At 29.8% G+C, this 17,932-nt stretch carries 19 protein-coding genes; 7 read left to right on the top strand and 12 right to left on the bottom strand.

The genetic code is table 11. The features are described 5' to 3' along the window. Positions 1-28: 28 nt before the first annotated feature. From CAMP18498_RS00900 to CAMP18498_RS00860, 9 genes are all read right to left on the bottom strand, one after another. Entirely contained in the window at positions 29-1,243 is a 1,215-nt protein-coding gene (locus tag CAMP18498_RS00900) for an MFS transporter (RefSeq protein ID WP_337196838.1), read from the bottom strand. A gap of 2 nt (positions 1,244-1,245) precedes the next feature. Further along, positions 1,246-2,073, bottom strand: coding sequence for a cysteine ABC transporter substrate-binding protein (locus tag CAMP18498_RS00895; protein ID WP_337196837.1), 828 nt, complete (start codon positions 2,071-2,073; stop codon positions 1,246-1,248). Between the two features lie 75 nt (positions 2,074-2,148). Continuing rightward, complete coding sequence (locus CAMP18498_RS00890; RefSeq protein ID WP_337196836.1) at positions 2,149-2,886, bottom strand: amino acid ABC transporter ATP-binding protein; 738 nt, start codon at positions 2,884-2,886, stop codon at positions 2,149-2,151. Between the two features lies 1 nt (position 2,887). Then, positions 2,888-3,547, bottom strand: a complete 660-nt coding sequence (locus CAMP18498_RS00885) for an amino acid ABC transporter permease (protein WP_337196835.1) — start codon at positions 3,545-3,547, stop codon at positions 2,888-2,890. Continuing rightward, positions 3,540-4,187, bottom strand: coding sequence for an amino acid ABC transporter permease (locus tag CAMP18498_RS00880; RefSeq protein ID WP_039618152.1), 648 nt, complete (start codon positions 4,185-4,187; stop codon positions 3,540-3,542). Before CAMP18498_RS00880 ends, CAMP18498_RS00885 begins: the two co-directional genes overlap by 8 nt. A 43-nt stretch (positions 4,188-4,230) precedes the next feature. Continuing rightward, positions 4,231-4,833, bottom strand: coding sequence for a Crp/Fnr family transcriptional regulator (locus tag CAMP18498_RS00875; protein ID WP_337196833.1), 603 nt, complete (start codon positions 4,831-4,833; stop codon positions 4,231-4,233). Beyond that, the gene (recG, locus tag CAMP18498_RS00870; protein ID WP_337196832.1) at positions 4,826-6,649 is read right to left on the bottom strand and encodes an ATP-dependent DNA helicase RecG; all 1,824 of its coding nucleotides are present in this window, start codon (positions 6,647-6,649) and stop codon (positions 4,826-4,828) included. Before recG ends, CAMP18498_RS00875 begins: the two co-directional genes overlap by 8 nt. Next, positions 6,639-7,859, bottom strand: a complete 1,221-nt coding sequence (locus CAMP18498_RS00865; protein ID WP_337196831.1) for a M16 family metallopeptidase — start codon at positions 7,857-7,859, stop codon at positions 6,639-6,641. The genes recG and CAMP18498_RS00865 overlap by 11 nt, the downstream gene beginning before the upstream one ends. Further along, positions 7,859-8,905 carry a dehypoxanthine futalosine cyclase gene (locus tag CAMP18498_RS00860; protein WP_263737132.1) on the bottom strand — a complete coding sequence of 349 codons (1,047 nt, stop codon included), beginning with the start codon at positions 8,903-8,905 and terminating at the stop codon, positions 7,859-7,861. The genes CAMP18498_RS00865 and CAMP18498_RS00860 overlap by 1 nt, the downstream gene beginning before the upstream one ends. A gap of 105 nt (positions 8,906-9,010) precedes the next feature. Between CAMP18498_RS00860 and CAMP18498_RS00855 the strand changes: the two genes are divergently transcribed. After that, complete coding sequence (locus tag CAMP18498_RS00855; protein ID WP_337196828.1) at positions 9,011-10,204, top strand: MFS transporter; 1,194 nt, start codon at positions 9,011-9,013, stop codon at positions 10,202-10,204. Here the strand turns inward: CAMP18498_RS00855 and CAMP18498_RS00850 are convergent. Both CAMP18498_RS00850 and CAMP18498_RS00845 read right to left on the bottom strand, forming a co-directional pair. Continuing rightward, a complete protein-coding gene (locus CAMP18498_RS00850; RefSeq protein ID WP_263664281.1) occupies positions 10,201-10,983 on the bottom strand; it encodes a CheR family methyltransferase in 783 nt (260 codons plus the stop codon). The genes CAMP18498_RS00855 and CAMP18498_RS00850 overlap by 4 nt on opposite strands. A 9-nt stretch (positions 10,984-10,992) precedes the next feature. Continuing rightward, positions 10,993-11,544, bottom strand: a complete 552-nt coding sequence (locus CAMP18498_RS00845; RefSeq protein ID WP_337196827.1) for a CheB methylesterase domain-containing protein — start codon at positions 11,542-11,544, stop codon at positions 10,993-10,995. A gap of 139 nt (positions 11,545-11,683) precedes the next feature. Between CAMP18498_RS00845 and rpiB the strand changes: the two genes are divergently transcribed. The 6 genes from rpiB to ychF are packed head-to-tail and all read left to right on the top strand — an operon-like array spanning position 11,684 to position 16,126. After that, positions 11,684-12,121 carry a ribose 5-phosphate isomerase B gene (gene rpiB / locus CAMP18498_RS00840; protein ID WP_337196826.1) on the top strand — a complete coding sequence of 146 codons (438 nt, stop codon included), beginning with the start codon at positions 11,684-11,686 and terminating at the stop codon, positions 12,119-12,121. Then, entirely contained in the window at positions 12,118-12,450 is a 333-nt protein-coding gene (locus CAMP18498_RS00835) for a hypothetical protein (protein ID WP_039618138.1), read from the top strand. Before rpiB ends, CAMP18498_RS00835 begins: the two co-directional genes overlap by 4 nt. After that, positions 12,450-12,986: an adenine phosphoribosyltransferase gene (gene apt, locus CAMP18498_RS00830; protein ID WP_337197022.1), complete on the top strand. Its 537-nt coding sequence runs from the start codon at positions 12,450-12,452 to the stop codon at positions 12,984-12,986. The genes CAMP18498_RS00835 and apt overlap by 1 nt, the downstream gene beginning before the upstream one ends. A gap of 1 nt (position 12,987) precedes the next feature. After that, the gene (locus CAMP18498_RS00825; RefSeq protein WP_039618134.1) at positions 12,988-13,581 is read left to right on the top strand and encodes a DedA family protein; all 594 of its coding nucleotides are present in this window, start codon (positions 12,988-12,990) and stop codon (positions 13,579-13,581) included. Further along, positions 13,578-15,023, top strand: coding sequence for a leucyl aminopeptidase (locus tag CAMP18498_RS00820; protein ID WP_337196825.1), 1,446 nt, complete (start codon positions 13,578-13,580; stop codon positions 15,021-15,023). The genes CAMP18498_RS00825 and CAMP18498_RS00820 overlap by 4 nt, the downstream gene beginning before the upstream one ends. A gap of 2 nt (positions 15,024-15,025) precedes the next feature. Beyond that, positions 15,026-16,126 carry a redox-regulated ATPase YchF gene (gene ychF, locus CAMP18498_RS00815; RefSeq protein WP_337196823.1) on the top strand — a complete coding sequence of 367 codons (1,101 nt, stop codon included), beginning with the start codon at positions 15,026-15,028 and terminating at the stop codon, positions 16,124-16,126. A gap of 7 nt (positions 16,127-16,133) precedes the next feature. Here ychF and CAMP18498_RS00810 read toward each other — a convergent pair whose 3' ends face one another. Further along, positions 16,134-17,897, bottom strand: coding sequence for a tetratricopeptide repeat protein (locus CAMP18498_RS00810; RefSeq protein WP_337197020.1), 1,764 nt, complete (start codon positions 17,895-17,897; stop codon positions 16,134-16,136). Positions 17,898-17,932 lie beyond the last annotated feature (35 nt).

The raw sequence follows: 17,932 nt of genomic DNA, 5'->3' as shown, positions 1-17,932 counted from the left end.
TATAATTTAAAGTTTTTAATACTGGTTTTTATTTTAAAAATACTTTTATCAAAAACATGCTTAACAAACTAGCAATCACTATAAAAATAATATAAATATAAAAATACTTCTCATACATAAAATTAACAATAAAGGGTATTAAAAAACCTAAAATCGCATAAGAGATATTATAAGCAAAAGAAAGACCACTTGATCTTAACTCTGTGGTAAAAATTTGAGTCATAAAAATAGGAGCAAAAGTTATAATACCTTGCGCAAAACAAGCAAGTAAATAAAACGATAAAAACCACTCATTATAAAAACTAAAACTTATACCAAAAACTCCAAAAAGCAAAGTAAAAATCAAACAAATTTTAAAATGCCCTAAAAAATCAGCCAAATAACCTTGCACTAAACTTCCTAGTATGATCATCACTATGGCCAAATTTTGATATGTCAAAGCAGTAGTTTTGCTAACTCCTAATAGGCTTTCAAAATATTGTGGCAATATCATTAAAGTAGCCACCCCGCTTGTTAAAACCACAGTAAGTAAAGCGCATATTAACATACTTTTCTTATGTGTTTTTAAAGCTTGCAAAAGTGGAAAATTTAAAATTTTTTCTTTTTCTTTTATGTTTTTAAAAGCTGGTGTTTCGTTAAGTTTTGTACGCAAAAATAAAGCTAATATGCCAAAAAATCCCCCTATAAAAAAAGGAATTCTCCAAGCAAAGCTTTCTACTTCTTCTTTATTAAAATACGCATATATACTTAAAGTCGCTAAATTTCCAAGCAATAAGCCTAAAGTTAAAGTCGCTGAAATAAAACCAAGTGCCAAGCCAAGTATTTTTTTACTCACAAATTCACTCACAAAAATCCAAGCACCACTAACTTCAGCTCCTATGGCTAGTCCTTGAGCTATCCGTATGATAAAAAGCATAAAAGTAGCAAAAAGTCCTATACTTTCATAAGTAGGTAAAAAGGCCAAAATAAAACTTGGCACGACCATTAAAAGCATACTGATATAAAAAACATTCTTACGCCCTTTAATATCTGCAAAATGTGCTAAAACAACAGCACCAAAAGGTCTAGCTAAATACCCTGCTCCAAAGGCTACATAGGTATAGATTAATGACCAAAAATCATCATTTTGAGGAAAGAAAATTTTTGCAAAAACACTTGCAAAGAAGATAAATAAAACAAAATCATAAAATTCTAAAATACCACCTAAAGAAGCATAGATGGTATTTTTAAAGGCTTTTTGCATTATTAAATTTTGCCACCTTCGATTACTACATCATCAGCTTTTACATCATCACTAAAAAATGGCTTTAAGGTTTCATCATAAGCCTTGTGGAAAAATTGCTCATTTTGTAATTTTATAGTCAAATCATTGATAAATTTCAACATAGCTTCATCGCCCTTTTTTACAGCAGGAGCTATAACATCATGATTTCCAAGTTCTTTAATCACCACTTCAAAACTTGGATTTTCTTTAGCCCAAGCAAAAAGTAAAGCATTATCATGACTTAGCGCATCGCCTCTTTTACCGATTAAAGCTGCAAAAGTTTCTGTGTTTTGATCAAATTTAATGGTTTTAATTTCTGGCATATTTTTTGTAAAATACGCATCAGCTGTTGTACCTTTATTTAAAATCAAAGTTTTGCTTTTTAAATCATCTAAAGTTTTAATATCTGATCCTTTAGGAGCCACTACACCAAGAGCAACTTTCATATAAGGCAAAGCAAAATCCACCACAGCTTCTCTTTCTGGAGTTTTAGTAAAATTAGCTAAGATTAAATCTACTTTATTTGATTCTAAAAACTCTACCCTATTTGCTGCTTCGACTAAAATAAATTGCACTTTAGACTCATTCCCTAAAAGCTCTTTTGCTATGCGTTTAGCAAAATATACATCATAGCCTTGATTTTTCCCTTGAGCATCTAGGTAGCCAAATGGAGGTTTATCGCCAAATACACCTATACGGATAACACCTTGTTGTTTGATTTTCTCTATAGAGTTTTCATTGGAATTTGAATTTGAGCATGCGCTAAAAAAAAGTGCTATCAAAAACGACAAAAGAAAAATCTTTTTCATGTTTTTATCCTTATATTAAAATTTTATTTTTAAACTTTATATTATTTTTCTAAAAAATTTCTTAAAAAATAAAAACTAACGATGAAAATCAAACAAATTGAGAAATTTCTTCACACGATCAGTTTTTGGATTTTCAAAAAATTCATCAGGCTTTGAAATTTCTACTATTTTTCCATCATCCATAAAAACTATTTTATCAGCAACTGCTCTAGCAAAACCCATTTCATGTGTAACTATAAGCATAGTCATACCATCTTTTGCCAAATTTAAAATCACATCTAAAACTTCACGTACGATTTCAGGATCAAGTGCTGCTGTCACTTCATCAAAAAGCATGATTTCAGGATTCATACAAAGGCTTCTAACTATAGCAATGCGTTGTTTTTGTCCGCCACTTAACTCTTTAGGATAAGCTTTTAATTTATGCAAAAGCCCTACTCTATCAAGCCAGTATTTTGCTTCTTCTAAAACCTCTTCTTTTTTTCTTTTTTGCACCTTTAAAGGTCCTAAAAGTATATTTTGCTCCACATTTAAATGATCAAAAAGCTCATAAGATTGAAACACCATACCTATTTTTTGGCGAATTTGAGTCCATTTTTTATAATTTTTATCAATTTTCTCATCATCTACAAAAATAGCCCCATCAGCCATTTCTTCTAAACCATTAATACATCTTAAAAGTGTAGATTTCCCACAGCCACTTGGACCTAGTATAACCACTACTTCTTTTTGATTTACTTCTAAATTTATATCTTTTAAAACATGATGATCATCATAATATTTTTGTAAATTTTGTATTTTTAAAATGCTCATATTAGCTCCATTTTTTCTCTAAAAACTTTGAATATACCGACAAAGGATAGCAAAGTATAAAATAAATCAATAAAATCAAACCATAAATCACAAAAGCTGCGTAAGAATTTTGAAATAAATTAAGCTCAATCACTTGTTGACTTACCTTAATAAGCTCTATACCGCCAATTAGATAAATCACTGAAGTACTTTTAATAATTCTTGTAAAAAGATTAATACTCATTGGTAACAATCTTCTTAAAGATAAAGGCATAATGATAAAAAGATAAACTTCAAATTTATTAAAACCTAGTGAAAATCCTGATTCATACTGGTGATTCGGTATGCTTGCTAAAGATGATCTAACCAAATCCATCATCTCAAACACACCCCAAATACTAAAAACAATAATACTAGAACCTAAAGCACTCAAATGCCATCCAAACCATTTTGCCAAACCAAAATGCACTATAAAAAGCCAAACAATCAAAGGCATAATACGCACAAACTCAAGCATAAAACGACAAAAAGCATAAAGGAATTTATTTTTAGAATGCATTAAAATTCCAAAAAATACTCCTCCTATGAGTGAAATTAAAACACTAATTAACGAAAGCTCTAAAGTGACCTTTAAACCTTGTGCTAGTCTAAAAAAGGTATCTTGATTTAAAATTTCAAACATAATTTAACCTTTTTTCTATACGATTTAACACTAAAGATAAAGGTAAAATCAAAATCAAATAACAAAGTACCAAAGCAAATAAAGCTTCATTACTTTTATAATAAAGTCCTATAAGATCTTTAGCCACATATACTAAATCTGCTAAAGCAATAATGCTTACTACTGAAGTTTCTTTGAGTAAAAAAATGATATTTGCACTAATGCTTGGCATAGCTATACCCAAAGCTTGAGGCATGATAATATAACGGAAATTTTGCCATTTACTTAAACCCAAAGAAAGTCCTGATTCATATTGTTGTTTTTTCACCGCTTCCATGCCTGCTCTTAAACTCTCAGCCATATAAGAACCGCCTAAAAAACTAAGTCCTATCACAGCACAAGCAAAAGAACTAAGGTGTATCCCAAACTCAGGCAAGGCATAATATAAAAAGAAAAGCTGAATTAATAAAGGTGTATTTCTTGAAAATTCTATATAAATTTTACAGATTGTATTTAAAAAAGAAAATTTAAAATAACTTACTCCCACACAAAATAAACCTACTAAAAATGAAAAAAATACTCCATAAATAGCAAGTTTTAAAGTAAGCCAAGAAGCTTGTATAAACATAGGGCTAAACTTGATTAAAAAATCAAAATCCATAAAACCTTCCATACTTTAAATACAATATTGTAACAAATAAGACTTAAAAAGACTTAATTAAATTTTGCATTTTTTCTTTATTTAAAATTGCTATTTTACCTTTATTTGTGCAAATAAGCTCATTTTGTTTTAATTCTTTTAAAAAACGCGACAAAGATTCTGGGGATAAATTTAAAATCACAGCGATTTCTTTTTGCTTTAAATTTTGTAATTTTTCTTCATTTTCTAGTAAAAAGCTGACTAATCTTGACTTTAAATCCAAAGATTTTTGTCTGATGAAATTTTCTAAAATTCGAATTTTGCCGATTAAAGAAGTCAAAAGTAAAAAGCTAAATTCTCCATTTTCCAAGCATAATTTTTTAAATTCATCAAAGTCAAAAACACAAATTTCACAATCTTGCTCACAAATTGCATTAGCTGGGTAATTAATACCCTCAAACACAGGCATTTCGGCTATAAAATTTACCGGAGTTAAAGTATGCAGTGTTAGTTCAAAACCTTTTGCATTCACCTTATATATACGCATTTTTCCACTTAGTAAAATATAAATTTTATTTGCCTTTTCACCTTGAAAAAATAAAATATTCCCTTTGTTAAAATGTTTTTTCTTGCCTTTAGAAATTAAAATTTCAAAGTGTTTATCCATTTTCTTTTTCCATATTTTTGATACTTTCTTTTGCTTTTAAAACTAGTTCTTCATCATCTGCAAAATCAAAGAATTTAAAATGATTGCCATGTTGCACTCTACCATCTAGCAAATCCCCACTTAATCTATTTTTTAAATCAAGTTCAGCTATTTTAAATCCATCTAAAGTTTTAGCAAATTCAAGCAAACGACTTGGAATTTCTTTTTGCTTAGTATATAAATAACAAAAGCTCTCAAGCCCTACTCTACCTACCCTACCTCGAAGCTGATGTAAGGTAGCAAGCCCAAGTCTTTCAGCCCCAACAATAACAATCACACTAAGTCTTGGCAAAGAAATCCCCACTTCAACCACGGTCGTAGAAAGTAAAATCGTGCCTTTTTCTCTAAATTCTTGTAAAATTTGATCTTTATTCTTATCTTTTCCATGGGTTACATAAACATTTTTATATTTGTTTATCCAATATCCTTGCGCTTGCTCTAGTGATAAATAATCTATATTTTCACTTTCATTTACCAAAGGATAAATGATGATTACTTGATGATTTTTGGCAAGTTCATCATCAATTTTTTTAAGCAAATATTTAAAATCTTTATCTTGTATGCAAAAAGTCTTAATATCTTTTTTAAAGGGCATTTGTTTAATAAAACTAAAATTTACAAGCTCACTTTGTATCATAGAAAGTGTTCTTGGTATAGGTGTAGCAGAAAATTGCACAATATGTGGAGCATATTGAGAGTTTTTACTAAGCTCGCTTATTTTTTGTCTTTGATTAGAGCCAAAGCGGTGTTGCTCGTCTATCATCACTAAAACTGCTTCAAATTCTTCTTGATGAATGAGTGCATGTGTACCTATGATAAAATGAGCTTGTTCTTTTAATTTCGCTAAATCTTTATCTTTTTTACCACCTTTTAAAAGCAGCACATTAACAAAATCAGGCAAAAGTCTTTTTGCTTCATGATAAATTTGCTCTACTAATATACTAGTTGGAGCCATTAAAATAGCCTTTTTAGGATACACTAGCAAACTTGCAGCAAGTATAACCAAAGTCTTACCACAACCCACATCGCCCATCACCACACGCCTTTTAGCAACTTTATTTTGCAAATCTTTTTTAATATCTTCTATCGCTAAAAGCTGATCATTTGTAGGGTTAAATTCCAAACCATTAAGCCAAGAGCTTATATCGAAAAGTTCTATTTTATAAGCATTTTGTGATATTTTTTTACCTTTTAAACGCCTTAAATGATTAAAAATTTCTATATATTTTAAATCTTTAACTATGGTGTTAAAATTTTCATAGAGAATCAAATCATCGTAATTGTGTAAATTTAAAAGCAAATTAATGTATTTTTGTTCTAAATTTAATGCTTTTAAGTTAGTTTCATTGACATATTTTAAGATAAGTTTTTTTATGCTTTCATCTTTAATAGAGCTAATTTGGTATTTAGGGACTATTTGACCTATATTTTTTACTATTTTTGGGTTTATAAACTGCCAAATTCCATTAAAAAAATTCATCTTTGCATAAATACAAACTAAAGCATTATGTTTAAAAATTTTAAAATGCCATTTATTAGGATGAAAAATCACTATATTTGCTTTTATACCCCATTCTAAACATTCACAAAGTATAAAAAGCTGAGAGTGATGATTTTGCGTGCTGATAATTTTTACATTTTGGGTGCAAAATGTATCTTTTGGAAACTTTGAAATTCTAAAATCATCAAATTTTTTAGGCAAAATCAAAGCCAAATCAATACAATTTTTAACCCCTAAAGCATGAAGTAGTTTTAAATCCTTTTCTTCAACTTTCATTTTCTATACTTGCAAAACTCACTTTTGTAATTTCACTATGTGTTTTGATAAAGTCATTTAGCTCATCTAAGGTAGTGTTTTTGATCTTTTGCATTTCTTCTTTTAAATTTCCAAGTTTTAAACCATGTAAATATTCATTTAGCATTATATCTAGTCTTTTAGCCAAACTTTCATACCTTAAGGGCATAGAACCTACTAAAAATTGCTTAGCTAATTGAAATTCTTTCTCGTTTACTCCATTTTGGACAAAGTTTTCAAAAACTTCCTTAACTAAAGTTTTAGCCTCATTAGAGCTTTCATTTTTAGTTTGCAAATACCCAAAAACTCTACTATAATTTAAATTTACATCAAGCATAGCATATGCTGAATACGCCAAGCCTCTTTTCACACGCACTTCTTCCATCAAACGCGAACCAAAACCACCTTGACCCAAGATAAATAAAGCAAGTTTAGCTAAATACATTTTTTCATTATTGATTTGTATATTAAATGGAGAACAAAAGTATATATAAGCTTGTTCGGTACTTTTTTGCTCACTTACTTCTATACTTTCATCAATGAGTTTGTAACTTTTGTTTTGATTTGGGGTATTTCTTTTTAGAATTTGGCAAATTTTTTCTGTTTTGACCTTCACTTCGTCTTCTTTAATATCTCCACCAAAAACAAATAAAGCATTATCAAGCACTAAATTTTCACTCATAAAATCTTGCAATTCTTTTAAGCTAATCTTTTCTATGCTTTCTTTAGTCCCATCAAGACCACTAGCAAAAATTTCATCTTTGAAAACATTTTTATTTAAAAGTCTTTTTGCTTGATAATCATAATCAGTATTTAAACTTGCAAGCTCACCTAAGGCTAAAGTTTTTAATCTTTGTAAGATTTTCTCATCAAAACGCACATTTAAAAACAATTCTTGTAATTTTTCTAAAGCAAAATCAAAATGTTCTTTCAAGCATTTAATGCTAATTTGAAAATGCTCAAAACTAGCCTTAGCATAAAGCTCTATAGCACGGTATTCTAAGCTTTTAAAAAACTCATCATTACTTCCTTCATTTAAAAGCCTAGCAAGCATACTTGCACAACCTCTATTGTGTTTTTCTGCTATTTTTCCACTATTTTTAAAAATGAGCTTAAAAAATACCACAGGAAGCTCGTTTTCATACTCATATATTATGTCTATTTTAGTATTATTAAAGTCTAAATTTAGCATTAAAACCTTTCTAAAATATTATAAGCTGTATCGCGTTTAGCAGGTAATTCTCCTATATCTTTGATAAGTTCTATCATTTGTTCTTGATTCATTCTATATTTTGCACCAGCTGCGGCTACGACATTTTCTTCCATCATAGTTGAACCTAAATCATTTGCACCAAATTTTAAAGCAAGTTGACCTATTAAAGAGCCTTGTGTTACCCATGAACTTTGTAAATTTTTAAAATTATCCAAATATAATCTTGCCAAAGCTAGTAATCTTAAATATCTATTAGAGCTTTGCTTGATGATTTCAGGATGTTTTTTAATCAAAGGAGTATTTTCGCTTTGAAATGACCATAAAATAAAAGCTCTAAAACCATTTGTTTTATCTTGTAAATTTCTTAAATGATCAAAATGTTCGATAATTTCCTCATCATTCTCAACCGTACCAAACATCATTGTAGCAGTACTTTTCATACCTATATTATGCGCACTCTCATGCACCCTAAGCCAAGTAGCTGTGTCGCATTTATGTGGTGCGATGATATCTCTTACCCTATCGCTTAATACTTCAGCACCCGCTCCAGGTATAGAAAAAAGTCCTTTAGCTTGTAATCTTTTTAAAACCTCTTCTATAGAAATTTTAGAAACTCTTGCTATATAAGCTATCTCTACTGCTGAAAAACCATGCACAGTAATAGTAGGATAATTAGTTTTTATATAAGAAAGTAAGTCTTCATACCATTCTATTTTAAGTTTTGGGTGCACCCCACCTTGAAATAAAATTTGCGTTCCACCTATGGCTTGTAATTCTTCTATTTTTTGCCCTATTTCTTCGTATTTTAAAATATAAGAATCATCATCTTTTTCTTTTCTACAAAAAGCACAAAAATCACAATCAATACAGCAAATATTTGTATAATTTATATTTCTATCCACCACAAAAGTAGTTATTTTTTCAGGGTGAAGCTCTAATTTTTTCTCATATGCCATTGCGCCTAATTCGTATAAAGGTGCATTTTGGAGTAAATTTAATGCTTCATTTTTACTTAATCTATTCATTATTAACCTTTTTTATAAAAAAGAATTATTATAGCATTTAAATGTAAAATAATCTTAAAAACGATATAATTAAGCCCTTTAATTTCATATATTCATAGGATACTCATGACTTATAGGTCTTTACTTAAAAACAATAAAACTTTTCGTCTTTTAGCAATGGTACAATTTATAAGTTATTTTGGTGCATGGTTTTCTCAAGTAGGTGTTTTTACCCTCTTAACCAAAGAGCTACAAGCACCCGCAAATATCATAGGTTTTTCAGCTATTTTTGTTTTTTTACCTTCTATTATACTTGCACCTATAAATGGAGTTATAGTAGATAGATTTAAACCTAAAAATTTATTGCTAACAATGATTAGCATTGAGATGATTTCTATTTTTATGCTAATTTTTGTAAATTCTTTAGCTATGCTTTGGTTTTTATACTTTTTAACCTTTGTGCGTATGGCAGTTGCAAGCATGTATTTTCAAACAGAAATGTCAGTTTTACCTAAAATTTTAACCCCACAAGAATTAAAACTAGGCAATGAGCTTCATAGTATTATATGGGCTGTATCATATGCTTTGGGTATGGGCGCAGCAGGACTTTTTATAGATCTTTTTGGAGTAAAACCAGCTTTCATAGCTGATACTTTAATGCTATTTTGTGCTATGCTTATACTTAAAACTTTAATCTTACCTGATGAAAAAAATACCACACAAAACAATCTTTTTATATTAATCAAAGAAGGTTTAGCTTATGTATTTAACAATAAAAAAATCATTCATTTAATTTTACTTCATGGAGTTGTAGGGATAACCGCTTATGATGTTTTAATCACTCTTTTGGCTGAATATGAATACGCAAAAGTTATTTCCATACCTCTAGCCATAGGGCTTTCTAATGCTATAAGAGCCGTATCTTTACTCATAGGACCTTATGTACTTAGTCCTTATATTAATAAAAACACTTTAGTATATTTATACTTAGCGCAAGGTATAGGTATAATGCTTTGGGCTTGCTTGCAATTTAACTTTTATCTTGCCTTTATAGGCTTAGTAATGGCAGGTTTTTGTACTTCATCTTTATGGAGCTATACTTACACACTTTTGCAAAATGATTGCGATAAAAGATATTATGGTAGAGTGATTGCCTATAATGATATGGTGTATTTAACTTTTAGTGCAATTATTGCTTTTTCAACAGGATATTTATTTGAATTTTATGGAGTAAAATTAAGCCATTTTACTTTTGGCTTAGGAGTATGTTTTATCTTTGCGGCGATTTATTGGTGGTGGTTTAATAAAAAATATAATTAATCCACCTTAGAATAATAAACCCCACCCGCTGAAAAGTTTTTTTCAAAATACGCTGTTTCAGGTACAAGATCTGATTTTCCTGGGTATATTCTACCCTCTCTATTTAATATCCTATGGAAACGCTCCATTAGTCTTATTTTGAAATCTTGATCAAAATATATCATCATATTTCTTGAAAAAATCACATCAAATTTCCCAAGCTTAAACAAAGAATCATCAAAAACATTACAAAGCTCAAAACGACATCTACAAGCTAAAGTTTCTTTTTTAAGCTGATACATCCTATCTTTTACATCAAAATAACGTGTTTTTTGCATAGTGTTTAATCTAGCTACTGAGCGCTCTGAATATAACATTTCATTGCATTTATCTATCATTTTTTTATTAATATCTATACCAACTATATTCATACCTTTAACAAAATTCTCACTTGCTAAAATAGCCAAAGAATACACTTCTTCACCACTTGAACATGGGGCACAAAGCACATTTACAGGTCGATCAAGAGATTTTATATAAAAAATTACATCTTTTAATTGTTCTAATTCTCTAAAAAAATATGTCTCACAAACTGTGATAAAATCCATAGTTTCTTGCTTTAAATTTCTTTGAAACTGCACTTTTTCATTTAATTCACTAAGACTGCTTAAACCTAATTCTTGTAAAAATTTAGGTAGCTTTATAGATAAAATATCTTTTTTAGTATTAAGATTATTTCCACTTATTTGCTCTACTATTTTTATAAAATCATTCATTTCATTTTCTGTAATTTTTATCATCTTCCCATCCTATGATTTGATAAAATTTATTATTTCTTTTTTGAGTTCTATTAAACTCATAGGTTTTAAATTTGGATTAGTATCTCTAGCTTTTTTTGGCATTCCATATACTATAGAATCTGCCTCATTTTCACATAAACACCTCACACCAACTTTATAAAGCTCAAATAAAGATTTAGCACCATCATCACCCATTCCTGTCATAATCAAAGCTAAAATTTTATGATATTTGCAAAGATTTACAGCTGAATGAAATAAAACATCAATTCCTGGATTAAAACTACTTGTTTGCTCTGTAGTATTTAACACCAAAGCATTATTTCCACTTAAAACCATATTTCTTTGACAAATATAAATTTTATTTTTTAAAACTTCTTTGTCATTTGGTATGATCACATCACTTTTTGCTTCTTTGTTGAATTGATTTACAAAAGAAGGAATAAAAGCTGGGTTCATATGTTGGGCAATCACTACCGCACAATCTTTAAGTTCTATATCATTAAATAAAAACTTTAGTTGGCTTGGACCGCCCGTTGAAGAACCAATCAAAATAAGCTTCATTTTTTACCTTAAGTTTAGTATTATTATATCAAATTAAATATTTGAAAATATTAAAAAATAATTATATACAAGAAAGAAAAATTTTAATTAAATATGATAAAATTAATACTTTAAATTTCAAATGATAAGTGATTATTAAATGTTAAGAGAAAAAATTTACATAGCAAGTGATCATGCTGGCTTTGTTTTAAAGCAAGAAATTATTAATTTTTTACAAGAAAAAAATATAGGCTTTGAAGACTTAGGTCCTTTTAGCGAGGATCGTTGTGATTATCCTGATTATGCACATTTATTAAGCTCTAAAATTAATGAAAATAGTTTTGGAATTTTAGTGTGTGGATCAGGTATTGGTATGAGTATAGCAGCAAATCGCCATACAAATATACGCTGTGCTTTGTGTAACGAACCTTTAAGCGCTAGACTCTCAAGAGAACATAACGATGCAAATGTTTTAGCCTTAGGAGCTAGACTAACCGGAGTAGATATGGCTTTTGAAATCATCTCAAATTTCATTAATACTTCTTTTAGCGGTGGAAGACATTGCGTGCGAATTAGTAAAATAGAGGCAAAATTATGATTTTAAGTTGGCTTGTATTAACTGTATTAATTTGTGTTAGTATTTATATGACTATTATGTTGCTTTATTATAAAACCTTACTTCATAAAGAAAAAGTAGCAAAAGAATTCATAAAAAATAATCTTGATGATACTGAAATAGTCATTAGAAAATTACAAGTACAGCTTCAAAGAAGTTTGGGTAATATTGACATTTTAACTGAGGAATTAAACAAAAGCAAAGCAGACCTAACCTCTCTTAGAACAAGAAATTCACAATATCGTATCGAAAATGAAAAATTAAGACAAAGAATCAAAGAATTAGAAGCAAAAATCGAGGCATTACTATGATGAAAGAACAAGATAAAAAATACTTATTAGATAGCATTAGAGCTATTAAGGATTTTCCAAAAGAAGGAATTATCTTTAGAGATATCACTACTTTGCTAAATAACAAAGAAGCATTTGCATTTTTGATGGATCACTTGGTAGAAAAATATCAAAACGCAAAACTTGATTATATCGTTGGTATAGAAAGTCGAGGTTTTATTTTTGGAGCTGCGCTAAGTGCTAGATTAAAACTACCTTTTGTGCCTATTAGAAAACCAGGTAAATTACCTTCAAAATGCTTGCAAGAATCTTATAGTTTAGAATATGGTAGCGATACCATAGAAATTCATATCGATGCATTTAATAATCAAAAAACAAATGTTTTACTTATAGATGATCTCATCGCCACAGGTGGCACAGCTATCGCTGCTGTTAAACTCATAGAAAAACTCAATGCAAAATGCGTTGAAGCTTGTTTTTTACTAGAATTAAAAGATCTTGATGGGGCTAAAGAATTAGCTAAATTAACTTCTGTTTATAGTGTTTTAGAGGTATAAAATGGAAGAATTTTTAAAACAACTTTTATATGATTATAAAAACTGGGCTTACATCATCGTGTTTTTATGGTGTATACTTGAGGGAGAACTTGCGCTTATTTTAGCAGGTATCTTCGCACACGAAGGACATGTAAATTTAGGCCTTATAATCTTCATAGCAGGTTTAGGTGGTTTTGTAGGCGATCAAATATATTTTTACATAGGAAGATATAACAAAAAATACATTCAGAAAAAACTCCGCACTCAAAGGCGTAAATTTGCTATAGCGCATTTACTCTTGCAACGTTTTGGCTGGCCTATTATTTTCATACAAAGATATATGTACGGCTTTAGAACTATTATACCTATGAGTATAGGACTAACACGTTATAGTGCCAAAAAATTTGCATTTATTAATCTCATTAGTGCTTGGGCTTGGGCCGCTATTACCATTTTACTAGCATGGTTTTTTGGAAAAGAAATTTGGCTAGCTGTAGAATGGGCTGGAGACCACTGGTATTTTGCAGTGCCTATTATTGCTGGTTTTTTACTTGCTTTGTTTTTAGGTATGAAACAAATAGAAAAATCTATACTTAGAAAAAGGACACATAAATGACATTTAATTTTAAAGAAAAAAGTATTGAATCTATCAATACTGATTTTGAAATCATATTAATACAAGATAAAAAGATAGAAAAATATACTCAAAGTCAAGAACTCTTTAAACTTTCAAACTATAAAGGCGAAGGAATTTGCATAGATATGCAAAATAAAATTCTTTATAGTGAACTTAAAAGCTTAGAATATGAAGACATAAGACTTGCGTTTGCAAATGCCTACAAGGCTTTAAAAAAACTTGAAATCAAAAGCGTTAAAACAAAAAGTGTCGTAGGAAAATGTGTTGTAAATAGTTTTAATGCCATGATTCAAGGATTTACTTTTGGTGCTTATGAGTTTGATAAATACAAAAAAGAAAAAACACCAAGCAAGTTAGAGAATATTTTCATCTCAAAAGATGAAATCAATGACAAAACATATAACCTAGAAGAAGCTTGTATAGGTATAAACTATGGTCAGGTTTTTTCAAATGCTTGTGATTTTGCAAAAAATATCGTAAATGAAATTCCTCAATTTTATACTCCTGCAAAAATGGCCGAAGACGCGCTTAGTTTAAGTCAAAATGATTGTAAGATTTCATGTAAAATTTATGAAAGTGATTTCTTAGAACAAGAAAAAATGCAAGCATTTTTAGCGGTAAATCGTGCTTCAATCCATCCTCCAAAACTCATTCATCTTTCATATAAACCACAAAATCCAAAAATGAAAGTAGTGTTTGTAGGCAAAGGGCTAACTTATGATAGTGGTGGGCTTAGTTTAAAACCTGCTGATTATATGCTAACGATGAAATCTGATAAAAGCGGCGGTGCAGCTGCGATGGCTATTATCAAAGGTGCAAGTGAGTTAAACCTTGATATAGAAGTACATTCTATCATCGGTGCAACCGAAAACATGATAGGCGGAAATGCTTACAAGCCTGATGATGTGCTTATTTCAAGAGAAGGTGTGAGTATAGAGGTTAGAAATACCGACGCAGAAGGAAGATTAGTTTTAGCAGACTGTCTTTCACTTGCTCAAGATCTAAAACCTGATTTATTAATAGATCTTGCTACTCTAACCGGAGCTTGTGTAGTAGGACTTGGAGAATACACAAGTGCCATCATGGGAAATAATGAAGATTTGCAAAATGATTTTTTCAAAATAAGTAAAAAAAGTGGAGATTTAGCTACTATTTTACATTTTAACCCACACTTAAAAGAGCTTATAAAATCAAATATAGCAGATGTTAGCAACACCTCTTCAAGTCGTTATGGCGGGGCTATTACTGCAGGGTTATTTTTAAATGCTTTCATTAGAGAAGAATACAAAGACAAATGGCTACATTTAGACATCGCAGGGCCAGCTTACTTAGAAAAAGCTTGGGGTTATCACAGCTTTGGTGCAACCGGAGCAGGTGTTAGAATGTGCCTTTCATATTTACTTTATCTTTCAAGGAAATAAAAATGAGTTTATCAGTTGGTATAGTAGGACTTCCAAATGTTGGAAAATCTACCACTTTTAACGCACTAACAAGAGCACAAAATGCTGAAAGTGCAAATTATCCATTTTGCACCATAGAACCAAACAAAGCAGTAGTGCCTGTGCCTGATCATCGCTTAAAAGAGCTAGCAAAGATTGTCAATCCACAAAAAATCATACGCTCAAATATAGAATTTGTTGATATAGCAGGCTTAGTAGCAGGAGCTAGCAAAGGCGAGGGCTTGGGTAATAAATTTTTATCTAACATACGTGAAACAGAGATGATTTTACACATCGTTCGTTGTTTTGATGATGAAAATATTACCCATGTTGCAGGTAGTGTTGATCCTGTGCGTGATGTACAAATCATAGAAACAGAGCTTATATTAGCAGACATAGAACAACTTAGTAAAAAAATAGAAAAACTCACTAAAGGCGTAAAAGCTAACGAAAAAGGTGCAAAAGAAAGCTTAGCTTTAGCTAATGAGCTTTTAGAGCATTTAAATCAAAACAATAGTGCAAGTTCATTTCCAAATAAAAATGAAGTCTATCATGCTCTTATAAAAGAACTAAGATTGCTTTCAGCTAAGGAAGTGATATATGGGGCAAATGTAGATGAGAATTCACTTTTAGAAGATAATGAATTTGTAAAAAATCTTAAAGAATTTGCCGCAAAATCAGGCCATGAAGTTATCAAACTTTGCTCTAAAATAGAAGAGGAAATGATAGCTTTAAGCGATGAAGAAAATTATGAATTTTTAAAATCTTTAGGTGTTGAGCGTAGTGGGCTTGAAGTGGTCATACGCACAGCCTTTTCAAAGCTTAATTTAATTAGCTATTTTACAGCAGGACAAGTAGAAGTTAGATCATGGACTATACAAAGAGGCTGGAAAGCACCAAAAGCAGCAAGTGTGATCCATAATGATTTTGAAAAAGGTTTTATCAAAGCTGAAGTAATTTCTTATGAAGACTATATCGCTTGCAAAGGCGAAAGTGGTGCTAAAGAAGCAGGAAAACTACGCCTTGAAGGGAAAGATTATATCGTACAAGATGGCGATGTAATGCATTTTAGATTCAATGTTTGATAATTTATCAAACATTGATTTGTTTTTTAATTAAGCTTTGTAATTTATCTTTAGTTTCTTCTTCATTAGAAAAAGTAAGTAAATTCGCTTTAGGCCAAAAATAACTTTTAGGATTTTCAAATTTACCCCAACGCCAATCAAACCTAGGTGCTAAAAGCACTATTGTAGGTATATCTAAAGCTAAGGCTAAATGTGCAATAGCGCTATCTATACTTACAATACAATCAATATCTTTTAAGTTATCTAAAGTATCATTCCAGTTTTTTAGCTTTACTCCCCTATTTTCAATTTCTTGAGGTAGATTAATATTATTTACTCCCTCTACTTGAAAAGAAATAATCTCACAACATAAGTCTTTTAACGCATTATACAAAAATACAAAATCTACATTTCTCAATAAATCAGTATTCATGGCATTAGGGGTAAACCAAAAAATTCCTATTTTTTTAATTTTATTATTTGGTTTTTCCAAAGCGATAATAGGTGTTCTCAATTTAGAAATTTCATCTAGTTTAATATCACAAAGTAAAGGTAAAGAGCAAATTGGCATAGCATAATCAAACTCACTTGGAAAATCTTTTAAAATTTTCAAATTAGAAAAAAATTTATTTTGTTTATTAAGCTCTTTGAGTTGATTTTTAAACATTTCATACATAGCGCTTTGCGGAGCAAATAAAACTTTAGAGGCAATTTGACAAAGTTTTTCCAAACACCTAGCATACATGATGGTATCACCAAAACCTTGCTCACAAAAAACTAAAATTTCTTTATCTTTAAAAGCCTGTACTCCATCTTTATTAAAGGCTTGTATGGTTTTATTATAATGATAAGGTGAAAAAGTTTCATTATGAGCATAAAAAAGCCTACTTTCATATACCCTTTTACCTTCTTCAAAATTATCACTTTCTCCCATACGCATTAGCAAATATGCCAAGTCAAACTGATAAGTTGCATGTGGATGCAAACTCAAAGCTTTTTGGTATGCATCATAAGCACCTTGATAATTAGCACTTAGTTCTAGTGCTTTTGCATAATTTTGCCAAAACTGAGCATTATTTTGATTATACTCACATAAACTCGCAAATAATTCTAATGATTCTTGTAATCTTAAAAGTTTAAAAAGCAAATATGCTTTTTGTGGTAGGATTTGCGTATTTAAATACTCATAAATTTTAACTACAGTTAAATTTTCTTGAGTTTTTTCTTGCAGTCTATCTTGCAAGTTAATGCTATTTGTAAAATTATTTTCTACTAGCTCTCCACTTTCTAATTTTGCTATCATAATTTGTGCAAAATCATATAGTTCATTGTGTGTTTCAAGTGCCTTTTGAAAATTTGTCTTAAAATAAAGCTCAGCATAACTTTTCCATAAATCAAGATTATACAAATCTTTTTCTAGTGCAATTTTATATAATCTCTCTGCTTCTTCTAAGCGTCCTATGCTTTGATAAGCAAAAGCAAGCTCCAAACCAAGCTCATCTTTTAAAAAACATTGTCTTTGCAAAAGTTCTTCTAGCAATCTAATACCATCATTAAAATTTCCATTAGACAAAAGAGCTTTTGCAAGCATTAGCCCATAAAAACTAGTAGGATATAAATTAAAAATTTGCTTTGCATAATGCAAAGTTTTAACATAATCGCCTATTTTAAAAGAAGCCATCATGGCATATTCTAAAGCATTTTTAGGATCTTGCTCTAAATAAGCTTCACTACATTCTAAACATTTATGATAATTATTATTATAATAATGATATATTATTTTATCTAACATATTTTCCTCTATAATTTTTGCATTATTATACCAAA

It is taken from the genome of Campylobacter sp. W0066.2 (assembly GCF_024723515.1).
In the GTDB taxonomy this organism is placed as follows: Bacteria; Campylobacterota; Campylobacteria; order Campylobacterales; family Campylobacteraceae; genus Campylobacter_D.
The sequence above is the reverse complement of the archived record's forward strand: the minus strand, read 5'-3'. Positions and strand labels throughout refer to the sequence as shown.